The 16,352-nt window shown below is 51.1% G+C and carries 19 protein-coding genes; 5 read left to right on the top strand and 14 right to left on the bottom strand.

Features of this window, described 5'->3' with window-relative positions; genetic code table 11:
- Positions 1 to 3: 3 nt before the first annotated feature.
- From AC1DF0_RS18325 to AC1DF0_RS18370, 10 genes are all read right to left on the bottom strand, one after another.
- Positions 4 to 777, bottom strand: coding sequence for a TadE/TadG family type IV pilus assembly protein (locus AC1DF0_RS18325; protein ID WP_442048052.1), 774 nt, complete (start codon positions 775 to 777; stop codon positions 4 to 6).
- A complete protein-coding gene (locus AC1DF0_RS18330) occupies positions 749 to 934 on the bottom strand; it encodes a Flp1 family type IVb pilin (RefSeq protein WP_442048053.1) in 186 nt (61 codons plus the stop codon). Before AC1DF0_RS18330 ends, AC1DF0_RS18325 begins: the two co-directional genes overlap by 29 nt.
- 31 nt (positions 935 to 965) lie before the next feature.
- Positions 966 to 1,802 (bottom strand): type II secretion system F family protein, encoded by an 837-nt coding sequence (locus AC1DF0_RS18335; RefSeq protein WP_477574895.1) that lies wholly within the window; start codon positions 1,800 to 1,802, stop codon positions 966 to 968.
- A 66-nt stretch (positions 1,803 to 1,868) separates the two neighbouring features.
- Positions 1,869 to 2,708 (bottom strand): type II secretion system F family protein, encoded by an 840-nt coding sequence (locus AC1DF0_RS18340; protein WP_477574896.1) that lies wholly within the window; start codon positions 2,706 to 2,708, stop codon positions 1,869 to 1,871.
- 2 nt (positions 2,709 to 2,710) lie between these two features.
- Entirely contained in the window at positions 2,711 to 3,952 is a 1,242-nt protein-coding gene (locus AC1DF0_RS18345) for a CpaF family protein (RefSeq protein ID WP_477574897.1), read from the bottom strand.
- Complete coding sequence (locus tag AC1DF0_RS18350; RefSeq protein ID WP_477574898.1) at positions 3,936 to 5,120, bottom strand: P-loop NTPase family protein; 1,185 nt, start codon at positions 5,118 to 5,120, stop codon at positions 3,936 to 3,938. Before AC1DF0_RS18350 ends, AC1DF0_RS18345 begins: the two co-directional genes overlap by 17 nt.
- A 214-nt stretch (positions 5,121 to 5,334) precedes the next feature.
- Positions 5,335 to 5,733: a nucleoside-diphosphate kinase gene (ndk, locus tag AC1DF0_RS18355; protein ID WP_442048058.1), complete on the bottom strand. Its 399-nt coding sequence runs from the start codon at positions 5,731 to 5,733 to the stop codon at positions 5,335 to 5,337.
- Between the two features lie 32 nt (positions 5,734 to 5,765).
- Positions 5,766 to 6,575, bottom strand: a complete 810-nt coding sequence (locus tag AC1DF0_RS18360; protein ID WP_442048059.1) for a pyruvate, water dikinase regulatory protein — start codon at positions 6,573 to 6,575, stop codon at positions 5,766 to 5,768.
- Positions 6,572 to 7,255: a helix-turn-helix transcriptional regulator gene (locus AC1DF0_RS18365; protein WP_477574899.1), complete on the bottom strand. Its 684-nt coding sequence runs from the start codon at positions 7,253 to 7,255 to the stop codon at positions 6,572 to 6,574. Before AC1DF0_RS18365 ends, AC1DF0_RS18360 begins: the two co-directional genes overlap by 4 nt.
- A 143-nt stretch (positions 7,256 to 7,398) precedes the next feature.
- Entirely contained in the window at positions 7,399 to 9,198 is a 1,800-nt protein-coding gene (locus AC1DF0_RS18370; protein WP_477574900.1) for a M3 family oligoendopeptidase, read from the bottom strand.
- A 152-nt stretch (positions 9,199 to 9,350) separates the two neighbouring features.
- On the opposite strand from AC1DF0_RS18370, the gene AC1DF0_RS18375 reads away from it, so the two are divergent.
- Together AC1DF0_RS18375 and AC1DF0_RS18380 are read left to right on the top strand one after the other, a co-directional pair.
- On the top strand, positions 9,351 to 9,518 hold the full coding sequence (locus tag AC1DF0_RS18375; protein WP_442048062.1) for a YycC family protein: 168 nt from the start codon (positions 9,351 to 9,353) through the stop codon (positions 9,516 to 9,518).
- A complete protein-coding gene (locus AC1DF0_RS18380; protein ID WP_442048063.1) occupies positions 9,518 to 9,757 on the top strand; it encodes a hypothetical protein in 240 nt (79 codons plus the stop codon). Before AC1DF0_RS18375 ends, AC1DF0_RS18380 begins: the two co-directional genes overlap by 1 nt.
- A gap of 66 nt (positions 9,758 to 9,823) precedes the next feature.
- On the opposite strand, the gene AC1DF0_RS18385 is transcribed toward AC1DF0_RS18380, so the two are convergent.
- Both AC1DF0_RS18385 and AC1DF0_RS18390 read right to left on the bottom strand, forming a co-directional pair.
- Positions 9,824 to 10,552, bottom strand: a complete 729-nt coding sequence (locus tag AC1DF0_RS18385; RefSeq protein ID WP_442048064.1) for a DUF2225 domain-containing protein — start codon at positions 10,550 to 10,552, stop codon at positions 9,824 to 9,826.
- A 5-nt stretch (positions 10,553 to 10,557) separates the two neighbouring features.
- Positions 10,558 to 10,947, bottom strand: coding sequence for a globin domain-containing protein (locus AC1DF0_RS18390; protein ID WP_442048065.1), 390 nt, complete (start codon positions 10,945 to 10,947; stop codon positions 10,558 to 10,560).
- A gap of 449 nt (positions 10,948 to 11,396) precedes the next feature.
- Between AC1DF0_RS18390 and ylbJ the strand changes: the two genes are divergently transcribed.
- On the top strand, positions 11,397 to 12,473 hold the full coding sequence (ylbJ, locus tag AC1DF0_RS18395; protein WP_477574901.1) for a sporulation integral membrane protein YlbJ: 1,077 nt from the start codon (positions 11,397 to 11,399) through the stop codon (positions 12,471 to 12,473).
- Positions 12,474 to 12,568: 95 nt separating this feature from the next.
- On the top strand, positions 12,569 to 13,366 hold the full coding sequence (locus AC1DF0_RS18400) for an NAD kinase (RefSeq protein ID WP_442048067.1): 798 nt from the start codon (positions 12,569 to 12,571) through the stop codon (positions 13,364 to 13,366).
- A 45-nt stretch (positions 13,367 to 13,411) separates the two neighbouring features.
- Here the strand turns inward: AC1DF0_RS18400 and AC1DF0_RS18405 are convergent, their stop codons facing one another.
- A complete protein-coding gene (locus AC1DF0_RS18405; protein ID WP_442048068.1) occupies positions 13,412 to 14,137 on the bottom strand; it encodes a YutD family protein in 726 nt (241 codons plus the stop codon).
- 60 nt (positions 14,138 to 14,197) lie between these two features.
- On the bottom strand, positions 14,198 to 15,106 hold the full coding sequence (gene lipA / locus AC1DF0_RS18410; protein WP_442048069.1) for a lipoyl synthase: 909 nt from the start codon (positions 15,104 to 15,106) through the stop codon (positions 14,198 to 14,200).
- A 109-nt stretch (positions 15,107 to 15,215) separates the two neighbouring features.
- Here lipA and AC1DF0_RS18415 point away from each other — a divergent pair, with 109 nt between their 5' ends.
- Positions 15,216 to 16,298, top strand: coding sequence for a M23 family metallopeptidase (locus AC1DF0_RS18415; RefSeq protein ID WP_477574961.1), 1,083 nt, complete (start codon positions 15,216 to 15,218; stop codon positions 16,296 to 16,298).
- Positions 16,299 to 16,352 lie beyond the last annotated feature (54 nt).

The raw sequence follows: 16,352 nt of genomic DNA on the forward strand, positions 1-16,352 counted from the left end.
ACTTCATGGAGCTGCTCCTACGGCAGCATCTTGATAGGGAGCAAGCGCCTCAGCAGCTTTCGTCTTCGATATCGCCGGACCTCCGCTTCGATTCTGAAACCGGGTCGTATAATAACGCACGAGATCGACATTGCGAATGAACTCGACGGGATCGACCACAATAGCTGCAGCAACGGTCTTCGGTTCTCTGCCTAACCAGCCGTCTTGCCGAACATCGGATGATAAATTGAGCGGCTGCTTCAGCTTTACTAACACTTCGTTTTGCAATATTCCATGGGCGAACGAAAGCTCCCCCTTGTAATTAAGCTCTTCGTTACGCAGCCAAGCTGATGCTTGCATCAGCTTGCGCTCCGGCAAACTGCTAGCCTGTATAGCGCCGGCATCACCTTGACTGTCTGACAATTCCACCAGGGCGCCGCCTCCTCCCTCAACTAAACCGAACAAGCTTTGCAGCATTTGATTGTCTCCGATTCTCCAATACAAGCCGTCGTATTCAGGCTTCAGGAGCATGCCGCTACTTGTATCGCGATGGCTATTATCCCAAGCGAAGGCGGCTCTCTCTGCGGTTGAGGAGGCGGCGTAATAAATGACAACCTTCTGGTAGATATACATACCGAATACGATGAACAACATAATAGCTGCGAGCAGCATCGGCATCACGATGGACGATTCTAGCGTGAAGCTGCCGTTCTCGCTTCGAGCTATGTTTGCCGCGGGCTTGGCTAACAGGGAACGAACCTTGCTTCGCTTAAGAGAAGATTTGATCTGCTTGGTCATCCGCTTTACCCATCAACCGCTCGATTAGCTCAATAATCCAATCTTTGAACAGCAAAGCAATAATGATAACGACTGCAATGATCAATATAATTTCAAGCGTTCCAAGACCCTCCTCTGAATTCCAAAACTTGCGGAACGTATTTTTCATTCTTCTCATCGTACATCTCCCTCTCATTCATCGTTTGTTGTTAAGACATTAATAGAACAGCCGGAGCAGCGACTAAAATCATTAACACGAACAAAATTCCGACCAGCGGAAATACGAGCTTAGAGGATGCCTCCTCGCCACGCGATCTTGCGACCGCCTTTCTTTTCTCCCAAAGCGTGTAGGACAACTCTCGCAAGGCAAGTACGAAGTGCTCTCCTCCGCGCCTATAGTTAAGAAGCAGCACCGTTGTGAATACCGATACCTCTTGCACAGCGCATCTCCTGTTGAACCGCTCCACCGCCGAACTGAAGGAATGTCCATTGCGAAGCGCAGTTACCGCATGTCCCCACTCGATATACAGCGGATGCTTCCCTGCTTCCTTTCCGTCCAGGCATCTTGCCAGAGCGTGCTGTACGGTCTCGCCTGCCCCTACCAGCAGCATCAGCTTGCTTAACATGTCAGGCAGCTCGGCGATAATCTCCTGCTTGCGGCGCTCTACCTTACGTCCCGCATCAACGAATTGGCGAAGCGGCAGTACGACGCCGAATACGATACCCATCAGCATTAGTACGCGCTCACCGGATAAAGAGCTAAGCCAAGCACAAGCCGTTAATGCCGCATATCCGATGGAAACAGCACCTCCTGCGGCTGTCTTCGTTCGCTCGATCGTCCAGTCAGCGCCGTTCAAAATGACCAGCTTCATATGGTAGCTGCCCATCTGTAGCTGCATCGTATCGAACAGACGAAGACGCTCCAACATTCGAACGAATGGTTCTGTAAGGATAAGACTTTGAAAGCTAGGTCCATGCTTCCGTGAAGCTGCGTTGCTTGATTTGAGGTCCAGCCAAACAGAACGCAGTCCGGTTGTACCTACCATATAAAGCCATGCTCCAGTTAAAACAACGGCAATTAGAACATCCACCCGAACCTCAGCCCCATCCTCCTACATTCGAATATCCATCATTTTGTTCATAATCCAGAAGCAGAAGAGCAGCAATCCGAGTGCCGCAGTCAAGAGCAAGTAACCGAGCCCGCTGTACAAAGGAGCCATGTAGTCAGGTGCGGCAAAGCTGAGAAATCCTAAAAAAACGAAAGGCACAGCCATCATAATCTTGCCTTCGAACCGCTTCTGAGCGACCATTACAGCTATCTCCTGTTCTGTCTCCAGCTTCTCGCCGATAATCGCCGATGTGCGCTTCATCACCTCGATCAGATCTCCGCCCGACCTCTTGCATGCAGCAAGCGCATCGGCGAATTGCGTAATCTCGTCAATTCCTGCCCGCTCCGCGAAGCTTCGGAGCGCTTGTTCCAGCGGCTCGGCATGATCCAACCGATTGCTAATAATTTGGAATTCAATCAGCAGCTCGGTACGTGGATCGGGATACAGCAGCCGTAAGTCGTCCAGCGTCGATACAAACGCATTTTCGATCGAGCGTCCGGCAGCGAGCGAAGAGACAAGCGAGAATAACGCCTCCTTAAATTGCAGCTTCAACCTATCTTTCCGTTGCTGCAAGAGCCCTGCTCTCCAATATCTAGGTGCTATAACACCTGCGAAGGAGAACATAGCGGCAATGATGACGGAGTGGTAAAACAGATAAACAGCGCCGAACAGCGCTAGCGCCCCAGCAAGAGCAGCGATAACAAATTGCCCATGGGTCAGCTTATAATGCCGATAATCGGGGAGGGTTGTTTGCCTAGCAGTAGCTGCTTTAGCAGTCGGCGCTTGAACTTGATTCTCCCATCCACACCAATACAGCAAACCGCGTATCGGATGCTCTCTCATGTCTATACAGCCTCCCCGCTTCTCTGCTGCCGACCCGCCATAACGAGCTTGTCCGTATGCAGCAGAGTATTTCCTGTCGGACGCAGCTCACCGATGACTTTGCCCTCTTTCTCCCCGTCCTCTTGGAAACGAAACAGCGAATTCAGCTGCACCTCGCCGCCCTCCATTCCTCGAATCTCGCATATTTCCGTCACCTTCCTCGTTCGATCCCGGAAGCGCGACAGATGAACGACAATATCGATCGCAGACGATATTTGCTGCCTAACGACCTGTACAGGCATATCCGCTGCACTTAATACCATCGTTTCCAGCCTCGCAATCATATCCTTCGCTCCATTCGAGTGCCCGGTTGACATCGATCCGCTGTGGCCTGTATTTAGCGCTTGCAGCATATCCAAAGCTTCACCGCCGCGCACCTCGCCAACGATAATGCGGTTTGGCCTCATCCGGAGCGAAGCGCGAATCAGATCGCGAATCGTTACCTCTCCTTTGCCCTCCGTATTCGCATTGCGCGTTTCGAGCGACACGAGATTGGGCAAGGTCCGAATCTGCAGCTCAGCCGAATCCTCAATCGTTACAATTCGCTCGTCGCTCGGTATGAATTGCGACAACGCATTAAGAAAGGTCGTCTTGCCAGTACCTGTTCCGCCGCTTATGAAAATGTTGTATTGCGATGCAATAAGCTCTTCTAGAAAACTTGCAGCTTTCGCTGACAATGAGCCGTAACAGATCAGCTGGTCCATCGTTAACGGCTGCTCAGGAAACTTCCGGATCGTCATGCATGGTCCTTTGAGCGCGACAGGAGGAAGCACGACATGTACCCGCGAGCCGTCCTTGAGCCTAGCGTCAACGATTGGCGAAGATTCGTTCACGACTCGGTTCACGCTTGCAACTACGGCTTGAATCAAATCCTCGAGCCGCTCCCTGCTCTCGAATGCTACGGGATACAATGTCATCCTCCCATGACGCTCGATAAAAATTTCCGCATGATAGTTAATCATGATCTCCGTCACGGAAGCGTCCTCCATTAACGGCTGCAAAATATCCAGCCCTCGGAAGGAATGGAACAACCTGCGCACAAGCAGTACTTTCTCATTTGCCGTAAGCGGATTTTGCGTGCACCACTCAAATACCGTATCTTCAGCAATTCGCATTAAACTTTCATCAGACAATGTGCCGTTGAAATCGATCTTGGCTCGAACGCTGTTGCGGAGCGACAGCACCACTTCATCCGTTAACCGCATGCTGCTCTCCGCCTCTCAGCATATAATTCATCAGCCTTCCTGCTGCAGCTCTATATGATGGCGATGATAGTAGCTTAGCTGATGTCGCGCTATAGCTATTCCATTCCATCGCATCGGGCAATGAAATTGGCATATACGGTATGCCGTCCCGATTAACAGTCGGCGGCAACGCATTCGACTTCGCGCGATTATGAATCAGTTGGACCTTCTGAGCCATGCGTTGAAACCGCGATCCCCACTTCTGCTCCCCATAGCGGTAGGCCAGCCGCTGTTTCGCAAGGACACCCTCATCATCGCTTACGAGCCACAATATCTGATCGGAATTTTCCAGCAGCTTCATGTGAAGCTCATCCAGACCGTCGTCCAGATCGACAATAATGAGATCATATTGTCCTGACTGCTTAATCAGAGCAAGCAATCCAGCCGCATCTTCCGCGCCAAGCGTTATACGATCCTCCGCGTTCGTGCATGAAGCAAGGTAGTCTCCCTTCAGCAACGAATGGCGCTTGCGATGCTCAAGCAACCATTTGCCCGCTTGCTCCGGTTCGGATTTCAACTTGTACAATAGCTCTGACATGCCAAGCTGAGTACCTGTGTGATTCGCATGCCCGAGCCATGCCCCTAATGAATGCCACCGCTCCAAGTTCAGATAGAACGCGCGGTACTGCTGCGATCCCGCAGCATTTGTCAGATGAAGAGCAAGCGCGGTCTTCCCTGTGCCCCCGGAAGATGAATACACCGTTACGACCTTCGCGCCCTCTTCCGAAGCGAGCCCAGTGCCAACAGTGCCAACAGGAGATGAATGTCCAGCTGTACCTGCCCCCGCGTGCATATCGAACAAGCCTTGAAGCAGTGCAGGCAACGGCTGATATTGCAGCAACTCCTTCTGCTGACCCCCGCTCTCTCCGCGCTTCGAGACGAGTGCAACGGTCGCAATTCGTTCCAGTCTTGCAGCATCGATGCCGACTTTCAGTTCTGAATACAATCCCGGCTGTACGGCAAGCAGGTCCATCGAATACCCTTTCTCGATATGTTCCTTCAGCGCTAGCGCATTTGTGAAGGCGATCAATTGCCATTGCTGGCTAATCGGGCTCTCGCGAACATATTCCGCCAGCCGTTTTACGTATTCCTCCTCCTTCGCCGCTACAGCAAGCTGATATCGTTTCATGGCTGCACACCTCCTCTTCAGATGAGAAAACAAACGCAAAAAAGCACCGTATAAAACGCTATTTCTAGCGTCAAATACGGTGCTTCCGCGGTTGCTCTTATTAACTTTGGTTAAAATTTACCATATCCCCCTGCCACTCGTCAACACTAGCAGTCTATCTTTTTGGAATCTTTGAAGCGCATATTCCGGGATATCTCTTGCTACTGCTTCATCCTTATTGGAAAAATAGCTTGATTTCCCGATCCGCGTTCTCATCCGAATCCGAACCATGAATAATGTTGCTCGCCACATCGATGGCAAAGTCGCCGCGAATCGTCCCTGAAAGGGCATCGGACGGATTCGTCGCGCCGATCAACGATCTTGCGTTTTTGATCGCATCCTTGCCTTCCCATATCATGGCGAACACAGGTCCGGAGATGATGAATTCGACTAGCTCGTCGAAGAAAGGCTTCGCTTTCAGGTGCTCGTAATGCCGCTCGGCAAGTTCCCTGCTTATTTGCATTACCCTCGCGTCAACCAGCTTAAAACCCTTTTCCTCGAATCTGGCAACAACACGTCCGACAAGACCTCTCGCAAACCCATCGGGCTTAACCATTACAAACGTTCTATCCATACAGATCCCTCCATCTCTATCGGTATAGCCATTTATCGGTAAAGCCATTCAATAATGATACCTGCCGTTTCCTCAATTGCACGGTTTGTGACGTCGATAATCGGACAATTGAGCGATTTCATAACATCCTCAGCGTATTTCAGCTCCTCGATAATGCGCTCCTGTGACGCATATTGCGCCGAAGATGGAAGTCCCAGCGTCTTAAGGCGCTCCGTTCTAATCCCTAGCAAATGCTCAGGCTGCATGGTCAGACCAACGATTAAGCGACCGGGCGCAGGCTTTAGTTCCTCAGGCAAGTTAACCTCCGGCATGAGCGGAAGATTCGCAGTCTTAATTCCTTTGTGCGACAAAAAGACGCTAAGCGGTGTCTTGGACGTTCTTGATACGCCGATCAGCACGACCTGCGCCAGTACGAAGCCTCTCGCATCCTTGCCATCGTCGTATTTGACTGCAAATTCGATCGCATCCATTCTATGATGATAAGCATCGTCTATCGAATGAAGCAGGCCTGGCTCACGCTTCGGATAACTTCCGAAGGTATCGACATAAGCTTGCATCATCGGCCCCATCACATCGACGGCGCGCACGCCCTGCTTAAGCGATTCCTCCTTCATCAGTTCCCGCAGCTCCGGCTGAACGAGCGTATAACTGATGAATCCGCCAGTCCCAGCCGCTTCCGTTACGATACGTACGATCTCATCCTCCGACTTCAAATGTCCATAACGCTTAATCTTCACATGCTCTGACGAAAACTGTCGGAGGGTCGCTTTCGCTACCGCTTCAGCCGTCTCGCCAACCGCATCTGAGCATACGTATATAATTTGCTGTGTCAATGGTGTCATAGATTCCGCTCCCCCAGATCCGGAGCCGCCGCAATGTCGGCCAACAGACGTATAATGTTCGACTTCGATACCCATCCTACAATCTCCGGATGAGGCGCTTGCTCGTCGCGAGGCATGATAACTGGCAAGCAATCGACCTGATGAAGCGACATCTTGCGTATCGCATCCAGCACGGAATCATCTTGCATTAACGTTACGATATTCGGGTAACGGGTCATGACCATACTAACGGGAATCGATGCCGCTCCCGCATTGCCAAGCGTAATCTTGAGCAGATCCTTCGGCGTAACAATACCTGCAAAACCTTTGTTCTCATTAACCACGAGCAGCGTGTCGGCATTCTCAGTGAATAACGTGATGACTGCATCATGTACGGATAGCGAATCCGGCACGTTAACCGGTACGCCTTGGATTTCTCTTACCTTCAAGCTGCTTAACTGTTGCAACGCTTCGTTGCTTGACCGGTACGCATTGCCTAAGAAATACCCAACCTTAGGTTTGGCGTCCAAATGTCCCAGCATAACGAGCAGCGACAAATCCGAACGGAGCGTTGGCCTGCTTACACCGAGATATTCGGCTAATTGTTCACCGGTAATCGGTGCATGCTTCTTTACCAGCTCTACTAACTCCAATTGACGCGAAGATAGCTGAATCGGACTCCCTCCTACTATATGACTCATATTAACTATAAATTTCGTTATTATACGCCAATTAATATATCACATTCCTATATGATGTACAATATTGAATCTATGAGTGTATAAAAAGCTGCCTTCTCGTCATAACTACTACGATAAGGGCAGCTTTCTTTTGTTGTAATAAGCTATTTAGATTCTATCGATTTTTCGGTCATATCAATGAATAATTGTACGTCTTCCTCCGTCAAGGCAACCGCCTCACTCCAGAAGTTGCTCTCCTCAAGGTTTACGCCCAAATGAACTGAGGCCAGCTCCTCTACGGTCATTCGGCCCGTATCCCGCAGCAGTGCGACATATTTGTCCGCAAACGCGGGCCCTTCTTGCTGCGCTCTTGCATAGATGCCTGCGCTGAACAAATAGCCAAAGGTGTAAGGGAAGTTGTAGAATGGAACATCCGTTAAGTAAAAATGAAGCTTCGATGCCCAGAAATGAGGGTGCGCCTCGCCCAGCATATCGCTGAAAGCCTCACGCTGAGCATCTTCCATTAGCTTGTTGAGCTGTTCAGAAGAAACAAGTCCTTCTCTCCGCAGCTCATAGAACMGGGTCTCGAACAAGAAGCGTGCATGTATGTTCATAAAAAAGGCAACCGAGCGCTGGATCTTATCCTCCAGCAAGCCAAGCTTCTCATCGGCGTCCGTTGCCGTCTTAAGCGCCTTATCCGACACAATCAGTTCGGCGAATGTCGATGCCGTCTCCGCCACATTCATTGCATACTCTTGCGATAAAGGCGGCAAATCATTCATTACATGCTGATGATACGCATGACCCAGCTCATGGGCTAACGTCGATATATTCGATGCCGAGCCGGAATACGTCATGAAGATACGCGTCTGTCCGCTCTTCGGAAACGAGGTGCAGAAGCCTCCTGGACGCTTACCCGGGCGATCCTCTGCTTCAATCCAGCCATTAGCGAACGCCTCCTGCGAGAAATCAGCCAGCTCCGGGCTAAATCCGCGGAATTGTTCAACGATGAACTCCGCCGCTTCCGCATAGGGAACAATTCGCGCTGAAGCTCCAAGCGGTGCCTCCACGTCATGCCAGTCAAGCTTCTCTACGCCTAGCAGCTTCGCTTTCCGATCCAAATAGCGAACGAGCGACTGTTTCCCGTCCTGTATCGCCGCCCACATCGCCTTTAGCGTTGCCTCGCTCATCCGATTCATCTGAAGCGGCTCTTGCAGCACAGACGCCCAACCGCGCTTATCATAAAGCTTCAAGCGGAAGCCGGAGATGCGGTTCAGCACCTCGGCGCTTAAATCTGCTTGCTCCGACCACACGCGCTCCCATTCTGTGAAAGCTGCCTGACGAACAGATCGTTCGCCTTCGGACAGCCGATTATGCATCTGACCAGCAGAAAGCGTCCGGCTCTCCCCGTCTGCTCCAACATCATTAAACTTGGCTCTCGACACGATTAAGTTGTAATAATCGCCCCAGCCATGATAACCATCGACGGACAGATCTCCTGCCAGCGCCTCCAATTCAGGCGCCATCTTCTGCTTCGCCAGCTCTCGGCGCTCATGCAGGTTGAATGCGATCTCTGCCAGCTTCTCATGTTCGAGCAACACTGCCCACTCGCTGTCCCCGTAAGCTCTTAGCATATTGTCATATCGAGTAAACACGCCGATCAATTTGGCAGACAGCGTCTTCACCTTGTCGTTAAGCGAATTAGCCGCTGTATCTCGGATATTGGCAGCCATCAAGCATGCCACGAAAGAATCCGTCTCTCTTAGACGCAGAAGAACGGATTGTACAATCTCGGTCAGCTGTGCCAGCTTATCGGCATCCAATAACGCATTGCCAGCTAGTTCGGCATCCAGCCTCTCCATATCTTCCTCCATCCCTTTAAGCTCTTGCATAAAGGCTGTTGATCCGGAGCCCCCCTCATAGATCGAATCAAGCTCCCAAGTAAGCGGATATTGCTTTGCCACGCCCATCATCCTCTCATCGTTATTTGCGCAAATGTCTCTGACGGTGTATAACTTATATTAATATTACCACATCCCTATTAAGAAGAAACCGCATCGCGGTCCTGTGAAGGCCCTGCGGAATGCTGAATGAATATTGAATGGAGGAATCATACATGTCTAAACCTTTGCAAATATCAGCCGAAACGGCTGTTAAGTTATCCAAACAGCTTGGCGTGCCGATCGAGCATCTCATGCATATGCCCAAACATATTTTGCTCCAAAAGCTCGCCGAGCTTGCGAAGCAGGAAGGTCCGTCAACGGACGAGAGCGGCAACAGCTAATGGTCCCTTTCGAGAGAACATGGCCGTATGACATCATCATGGGTGATATTTATGTCACCAATTGCCCATTCTGCAATGAAGAAAATGTACTGCTTCCGCTTCGTCCTGAAGAGATTACATTAATCCAAGACGGCAAAAAGCGACTGCTCGTATTTCCATGCTGCCACAATCAAATCACGGTTGTTGACGTTGATCGTGATTACTTGCTCGCTAATCGCGCTCTCCCCGGACGCAAATAAACAAATAAAGGCCGCCCCCGACAATTCACCTAAAGTGATTGCGCCGGGATCGGCCTTTATTATTTATTATGCGAATGAAGCTATGCCGTCACCGCTCACTTGCTCAGTGGAATCGGTAATCTCGCCTTCGCCACTCAGCATCGATTCCTCGCGTATCAATTGCCATTGCTCACGGCTTGCCCGAATCATTGCCGAATCTACAATTTTCTTATCGTTGACTACGCGCGAGAACCATCGTACAGCATCATTCCGCTCACCTATTCTACGGTGCAGCTCCCCGATTATGTACATCAGCCTCGCATTGTTAAGCGAAGCGCCCTCTTCCTCATACACACGGATATAGGATTGCAGCGCGAAACGCAAAAAGCGTTGTTCCTCCGTTTTGTTGGACGCGTATCGATAAAGCCAGGCGATATGGTGCAAGATTCCGGCAATAACACGTTCCTTCTCACCGACAGCCTGAGCGCTAATTAGCGCTAGCTTATAGGAAGCCATCGCTTCCTTCTCGGTACGCTCGCCGCCATAATTGACAGGTACCCACCGGCTTCCAGCCGCCTCCATATACTTCCGCTTCTGAACATCATTAAGCCTGTCCAAACCATTCTCCGTCGTAGCGAAGCCGCAGGTCGGGCATACGCGAACAACATAAAAATCAGGGTTAACGCCAGCTTTGTAGTAACCGCAAAAATCAGTGTCTGTAGCGATTGCTTTCTTGAAACTCGGGCGCACTCTTGATGTCTCAAATGGTGTTTCACAGCAAATACACTGTAGCTTAGATTGATAGAGCGGTTCCATTGAACTCACGTCTCCTCTTCGAGTGTGTTAACAAAGTGATGCGCCGGGCCGGACAGCCTGTCAATGACGATCGCTTGCAACTGCTCCTCTACTCCAATCTCCGCAAGCGCTCTGCGCATGCAATCGAGCCAAGCTTCCGCACGCTCAGGCGTAATCGGAAAAGGCAAATGCCTAGCTCGCATCATCGGATGTCCATATTCGTCGGAGTAAAGCGAGGGGCCTCCAAAAAATTGCGTCAAAAACATATATTGCTTGTCCATCACCGGATGTATATCAGCCGGAAACAGCGGTCCGAGCAGAGGGTGGGCTTTCACCTTTGGGTAGAAAGCCTCAACCATTTCTCTAATCTTTCCTGCTCCGCCGATCAATTCATAAAGGCTTATATTCCTATTCATCGTCATTTTCAGCTCCATATTGTAGGTCTTTTGAATTATATTTTAAAGAAAAATCATTTCCTAATGCTTAGTATAACATTTATAGATGACCGTATAGAAAAAAAGCCCGCATTGTAATATGCGGACTCATGATTATAGAACGAAACATACCTTAATAGTCTTCTTCACCAGGTGAGGATAGCGACTCTCGGATGACATAGACGAACGCGCAGACTAAGATGCCAGCGATATAACTCATGCTCATCACTCCAAGCTTTTAAAGGTAGCTCTATTGTAGCATATTTCAGCATCAAAATGTAAACGTTTTCTTTATGGATAAAAAAATTATTTTCCCTCCCTCTAAGTGATGGATGTCCACCCTTCGGCATATACGTGTAGGAGGATCAATCGACTCGTCCATGTCGTCTTTCCTATGCTTGTTCTCACCGTATACAAAGGAGGCGGCTAGCGTGCTGCGCACTTTCATTCATCCTTTATCGTTAACGGCGTTCGCTGCATTAAGCGTCGCCCTGCTAATGACCCTATTTCCTGCTGAGACACTGACATCCTCGCTGCGCGGACTGTCGATTTGGTGGGAGGTGCTGTTCCCAGCGCTCTTCCCTTTCTTCGTCATCTCAGAACTGCTGCTCGGCTTCGGCATTGTCCATTTCTTCGGCAAGCTGCTTGATCCGCTTATGCGACCGCTGTTCAGACTGCCTGGAAACGGCGCATTCGTCGTCGCAATGGGTTATATATCGGGTTATCCGGTAGGAGCGAGATTAACCGCGCAGCTATGGGAACAGCGCCTTATTAATCGCTCCGAAGGCGAACGGCTCGTTGCCTTCACGACAACGTCCGATCCCGTCTTCCTGATTGGCGCGGTAGCCGTCGGCTTCTTCCACAATGTCGCTTTGGCGCCGCTGCTTGCAGCTGCGCATTACGGCAGCGGACTGCTTATCGGACTTACGATGCGTTTCCATGACCGTCATGCTCCAATGACATCGGATAGGCGCCCGGCCGTCAGAGCAGATGGCAGCAACCGGCGCCCATCGCGGATGTATACCGCCCTGAAAGCTATGCATGAGGCTAGACTGCTCGACGGACGGGGGCTTGGACAATTGCTGCAGGATGCAGTAGGCTCTGCTTTACGGCTTATGATTGTCGTAGGCGGTCTCGTCGTCTTCTTCTCTGTCGTCATGGAGATGCTGACACGGGCAGGACTTGTCGGAGCACTGGCTGAGGCCTTTCGATTTCTATTAACGGCAGCAGGCCTGCCGGCACCGCTAGCGGATGCGGGTGTATTCGGCATATTCGAGGTGACGCTAGGATCGCGCGCAGCCGGAACAGCGAACACGCTGCTCCTTCATCAAGCTGCAATAGCTGCATGGGTGCTGTCATGGGGCGGCTTATCCGTTCATGCGCAGGTTGCCAGTCTGCTTAGCAAAACCGATCTGCGTTACCGACCGTTCCTGCTGGCCAGGCTGCTGCACAGCTTCCTAGCCATGGCACTTGTCTACTTGCTATGGAATGTGCTTGGACCAGCATAAAAAAGTGACCATTTTCCAGCCCACTCACGCATTGAATTCAATCGACATTTCCTTTATCATCTTAAGTATGCAACAGATCGGAAGGAGATTTACCTTTGAAATACGCGGTTATTGATCGAGGCGATTCTTTATCGCAATCATTGGCTCAAAAATTTCATCAGCTTGCAGCGGAGAAACATTTTGTTCGCAGCGACGACAGACCCGAGATCGTCATCTCGATAGGAGGCGACGGCACGCTTCTGCATGCCTTCCACAAATATGTCGATCGTATCGCCGATGTCGCTTTTATTGGCGTTCATACCGGACATTTGGGCTTCTATGCGGATTGGCAAGCAGACGAGATTGAAGAGCTTGTCGCCATGATGGCGGCGGAACAACCGCGAATTGTTCGCTATCCGCTTGCGGAGATTCAACTCGAAACGCCGACCGAAACAAGTTATTATTTATCGTTGAACGAATTCACGCTCAAAGGCGTCGATGGAACGCTCGTCGCACAAATTAACATTAACGACGAGATGTTCGAGATGTTCCGCGGCGACGGTATCGTTATCTCTACACCTTCGGGCAGTACCGCTTACAATAAGAGCGTCGGCGGCGCAATCGTTCACCCATCAATCGAATCGCTGCAAATCGCAGAGATTGCATCCATTAACAATCGCGTGTATCGAACGCTCGGCTCATCGGTCATGCTCCCGCAGCATCATCACTGCGATATCATATCGAAGAAGGAGCAGAAGCTCCAGCTGACGATCGATCATGTAAGCATCACGCGCAGCGATATTATCTCGATCCGTTGTTCCGTTGCGAGCCGCAAAGTCAGCTTCGCCCGTTATCGTCCATTCACGTTCTGGAATCGGGTACGCGAAGCATTCTTAGACTCCGGCGAGCGTTAATAGACATTAAACAGATCACAAAAGAAAAGACGCCGAGACACTCCTTTAGGAGCGTCCGGCGTCTTTATTTGGCCGTTGGTTCGAAGGCGCTTCTGCGGATGCCGCCGCTTCGCCTGCGGCAGTACCGGAACGAGAATGCTTCTTGTTCCGATCATTGCCGCCGCGGTAAGGCTTGCGAGGCTGGTGCTCGCCCTTCTCTCCGCGTGGATGTCCACTACCGCCACCGCTGCGATGACCGTTGTCGCGTTGGCTATTCTCACGTTGATTATGCTCACGGGGGCTGTTGTCGTGGCGATGAGCGCCCCGGTTAGAACGCTCTTGTCGTTCATGACGTTCTTGTGCCGGTGCTGCCGCTTCCTTGCCTGCTGCCGTTTCGTCCAATGTTCCCGTTTCCGAGCGGCCCGCGCTCTCCGGCATCCGATACGTTCTCGCGTCGACCCTTGGCTTCAGTTCCTCCGCATCGAAGTCGTAATCTCCCGGCTCCTTCTTGCTCGACTCCTTCTTCTCCAGAATGAAGTACGCGCAGCCGAAGTTGCAATATTCGTTAATATAATCCGGCATACCGGAGTAGAGGCTGTCCTTCGTAGCCTTAGAGTGGGAATCGCGGAAGAAGCCTTTCAGCCTTAGCTGACTATAGCCCCAATCGCCCACGATAAAGTCATACCGCTCCAACACCTCGCTGTATCGATCACGAAAGGCTTCTGGATTCCATCCGTTTCTATTCTCATGAACAAGCTCATATGATTTGCCGCCGATATGAATCAAAGCCATCTTCTCCACCTCTTCTGCGCATCCCTTACATTCCGCCGGAGCAAGAGACACTTCCTCACACTATTCCTTCCCAGAGCCTGCTACTGCCATTTTATCCGCAGCAATAGCCGAGTCCGTCTGTTCGTGCGCATGATAAGAGCTTCTTACGAGCGGTCCGGATTCTACGTGACGGAAACCGCGTTTTTGCCCTTCTTCCTTCAACTTCGCGAACTCGTCCGGATGGACGTAACGAACGATTTGCAAGTGATTAGGCGTCGGCTGCAAATATTGACCCAACGTCAAAATATTGACATCGACTGCGCGCAAATCATCCATCGCCTGCAAAATCTCTTCGTATTCCTCGCCTACGCCAAGCATAATGCTCGACTTCGTCGGTATCTTCGGCTTCATTTCCTTCGCTCTCTTAAGCAGCTCGAGCGAGCGTCTATACTTCGCTTTCGCACGGACACGGTTAGATAAGCGCTCCACCGTCTCGATGTTATGGTTCAGGATATCCGGATTCGCATCCATTACGGTCTGCAGAGCATCCCAGTTGCCCATAAAATCGGGAATAAGCACTTCAACGCGGCAGAATGGCATCCGCTTGCGAATTGCGCGAATCGTAGCCGCGAATATCGAAGCGCCGCCGTCGGCAAGATCATCGCGGGCAACCGAAGTCACGACGCAATGCTGAAGTCCCATCTGCTCGGCAGCTTCCGCTACGCGGTCCGGCTCTTGCAGATCAAGCTCTGTCGGCAGGCCGGTCTTAACCGCACAGAAGCGGCAAGCACGCGTGCAAATATCGCCTAGAATCATGAACGTAGCCGTTCGATTCGCCCAGCATTCATAAATATTCGGACAACGGGCTTCTTCGCATACACTATGCAGCGTCTTGCCGCGCATCATTTCTTTAATCTCGGCAAAGTTGCCGTCTGTCGCCAATTTTATACGAAGCCAATCAGGCTTTTGTAATTTCTCACGTTGTTTCATACGGCATTACCTGCTTTCACTTTCGTTGTATAAGGCCACAATCACTTCGCTTATTATATCACGTTTCGGATAAAAACCAATGATTTGCAAAACATATCGTTATTCCGTCATGCTTTTGGAAAGGGTGAGACGTTTGAAAAGGACTTTTCTGCTGAAAGTAGCATTATCGGCCGCATCGCTGCTCCTTGCCGTTCCCGGTATATCCGCTCAGGCCTCGCCTAGCAAGCAGCAGCGAACCGAGCAAGCCGCCAGGCCGACATCTTCTGCAACCGAAGCGGATTTGATCGCAGCAAGAAAAAGCTTATACCATCAACTAAGCACCGTTACGCAAATTCCATGGTTTTGGCTCGCAGCCATTGACCAATATGAACGCTCCATGTCGAAGGTGAAGCCAAAAGCACGGCCAATGCTCGGCAGCACGGTAGGGATATTTATCGATCAGGAGCAATGGGCCGGGCCGCTAAATCCCGATATGGACGACAGCTCTCCCGTATCGATCCAATGGTTCAACGGCATCGGACGCGACGGAGACGGCAATGGTATTGTCGAGCGCAATAGCGATATCGACCTTCTCTACTCGCTTGTCAGCAAGGTTGCGGCCTTCGGCACAACGGAGGAGGACTTCTCTATCGGGTTATGGGAATATTACCAGAACGGCCGAGCAGTCAAGCGCATTCAACAGTTTGCCCGCATTTACGAGCATTTCGGCAAGCTCGATCTGTTCGAGCATGCCTTCCCGCTGCCGATAGGCACCAATTACAGTTATAAGGACACCTGGGGTACGGGACGCAGCTGGGGCGGCAGGCGAACCMATGAAGGGACGGATATTTTCGCTAATCACGGGGTCCCCGTTAGAAGCACCTGCTATGGCGTAGTCGAGATTAAAGGCTGGAATCCGTATGGCGGTTGGCGAATCGGCATTCGGGACTTAAGCAATTTCTATCACTACTACGCCCATCTGTCTGGTTATGACAAGACAGTCGAGGCCGGCACGATCGTTCAGCCGGGTCAAGTGATCGGCTGGGTCGGCAGCTCCGGCTATGGCAAGCCCGGTACGCAAGGCAAGTTCCCGCCGCATCTGCATTACGGCGTATACAGCGATCGCGGGCTTATCGAATGGTCTTTCGACCCGTATCCGATGCTCCGCCGCTGGGAAGCTTCCGAGAGGCAGCGCTTAAGATCCAAACGATAGTGTTCTACACAAGGAGAGGCCGCCCCAACAGCCTATTGGCTTTTGGGGCGGCCT

The sequence above is a fragment of the Paenibacillus sp. 05T425 genome (assembly GCF_056396205.1).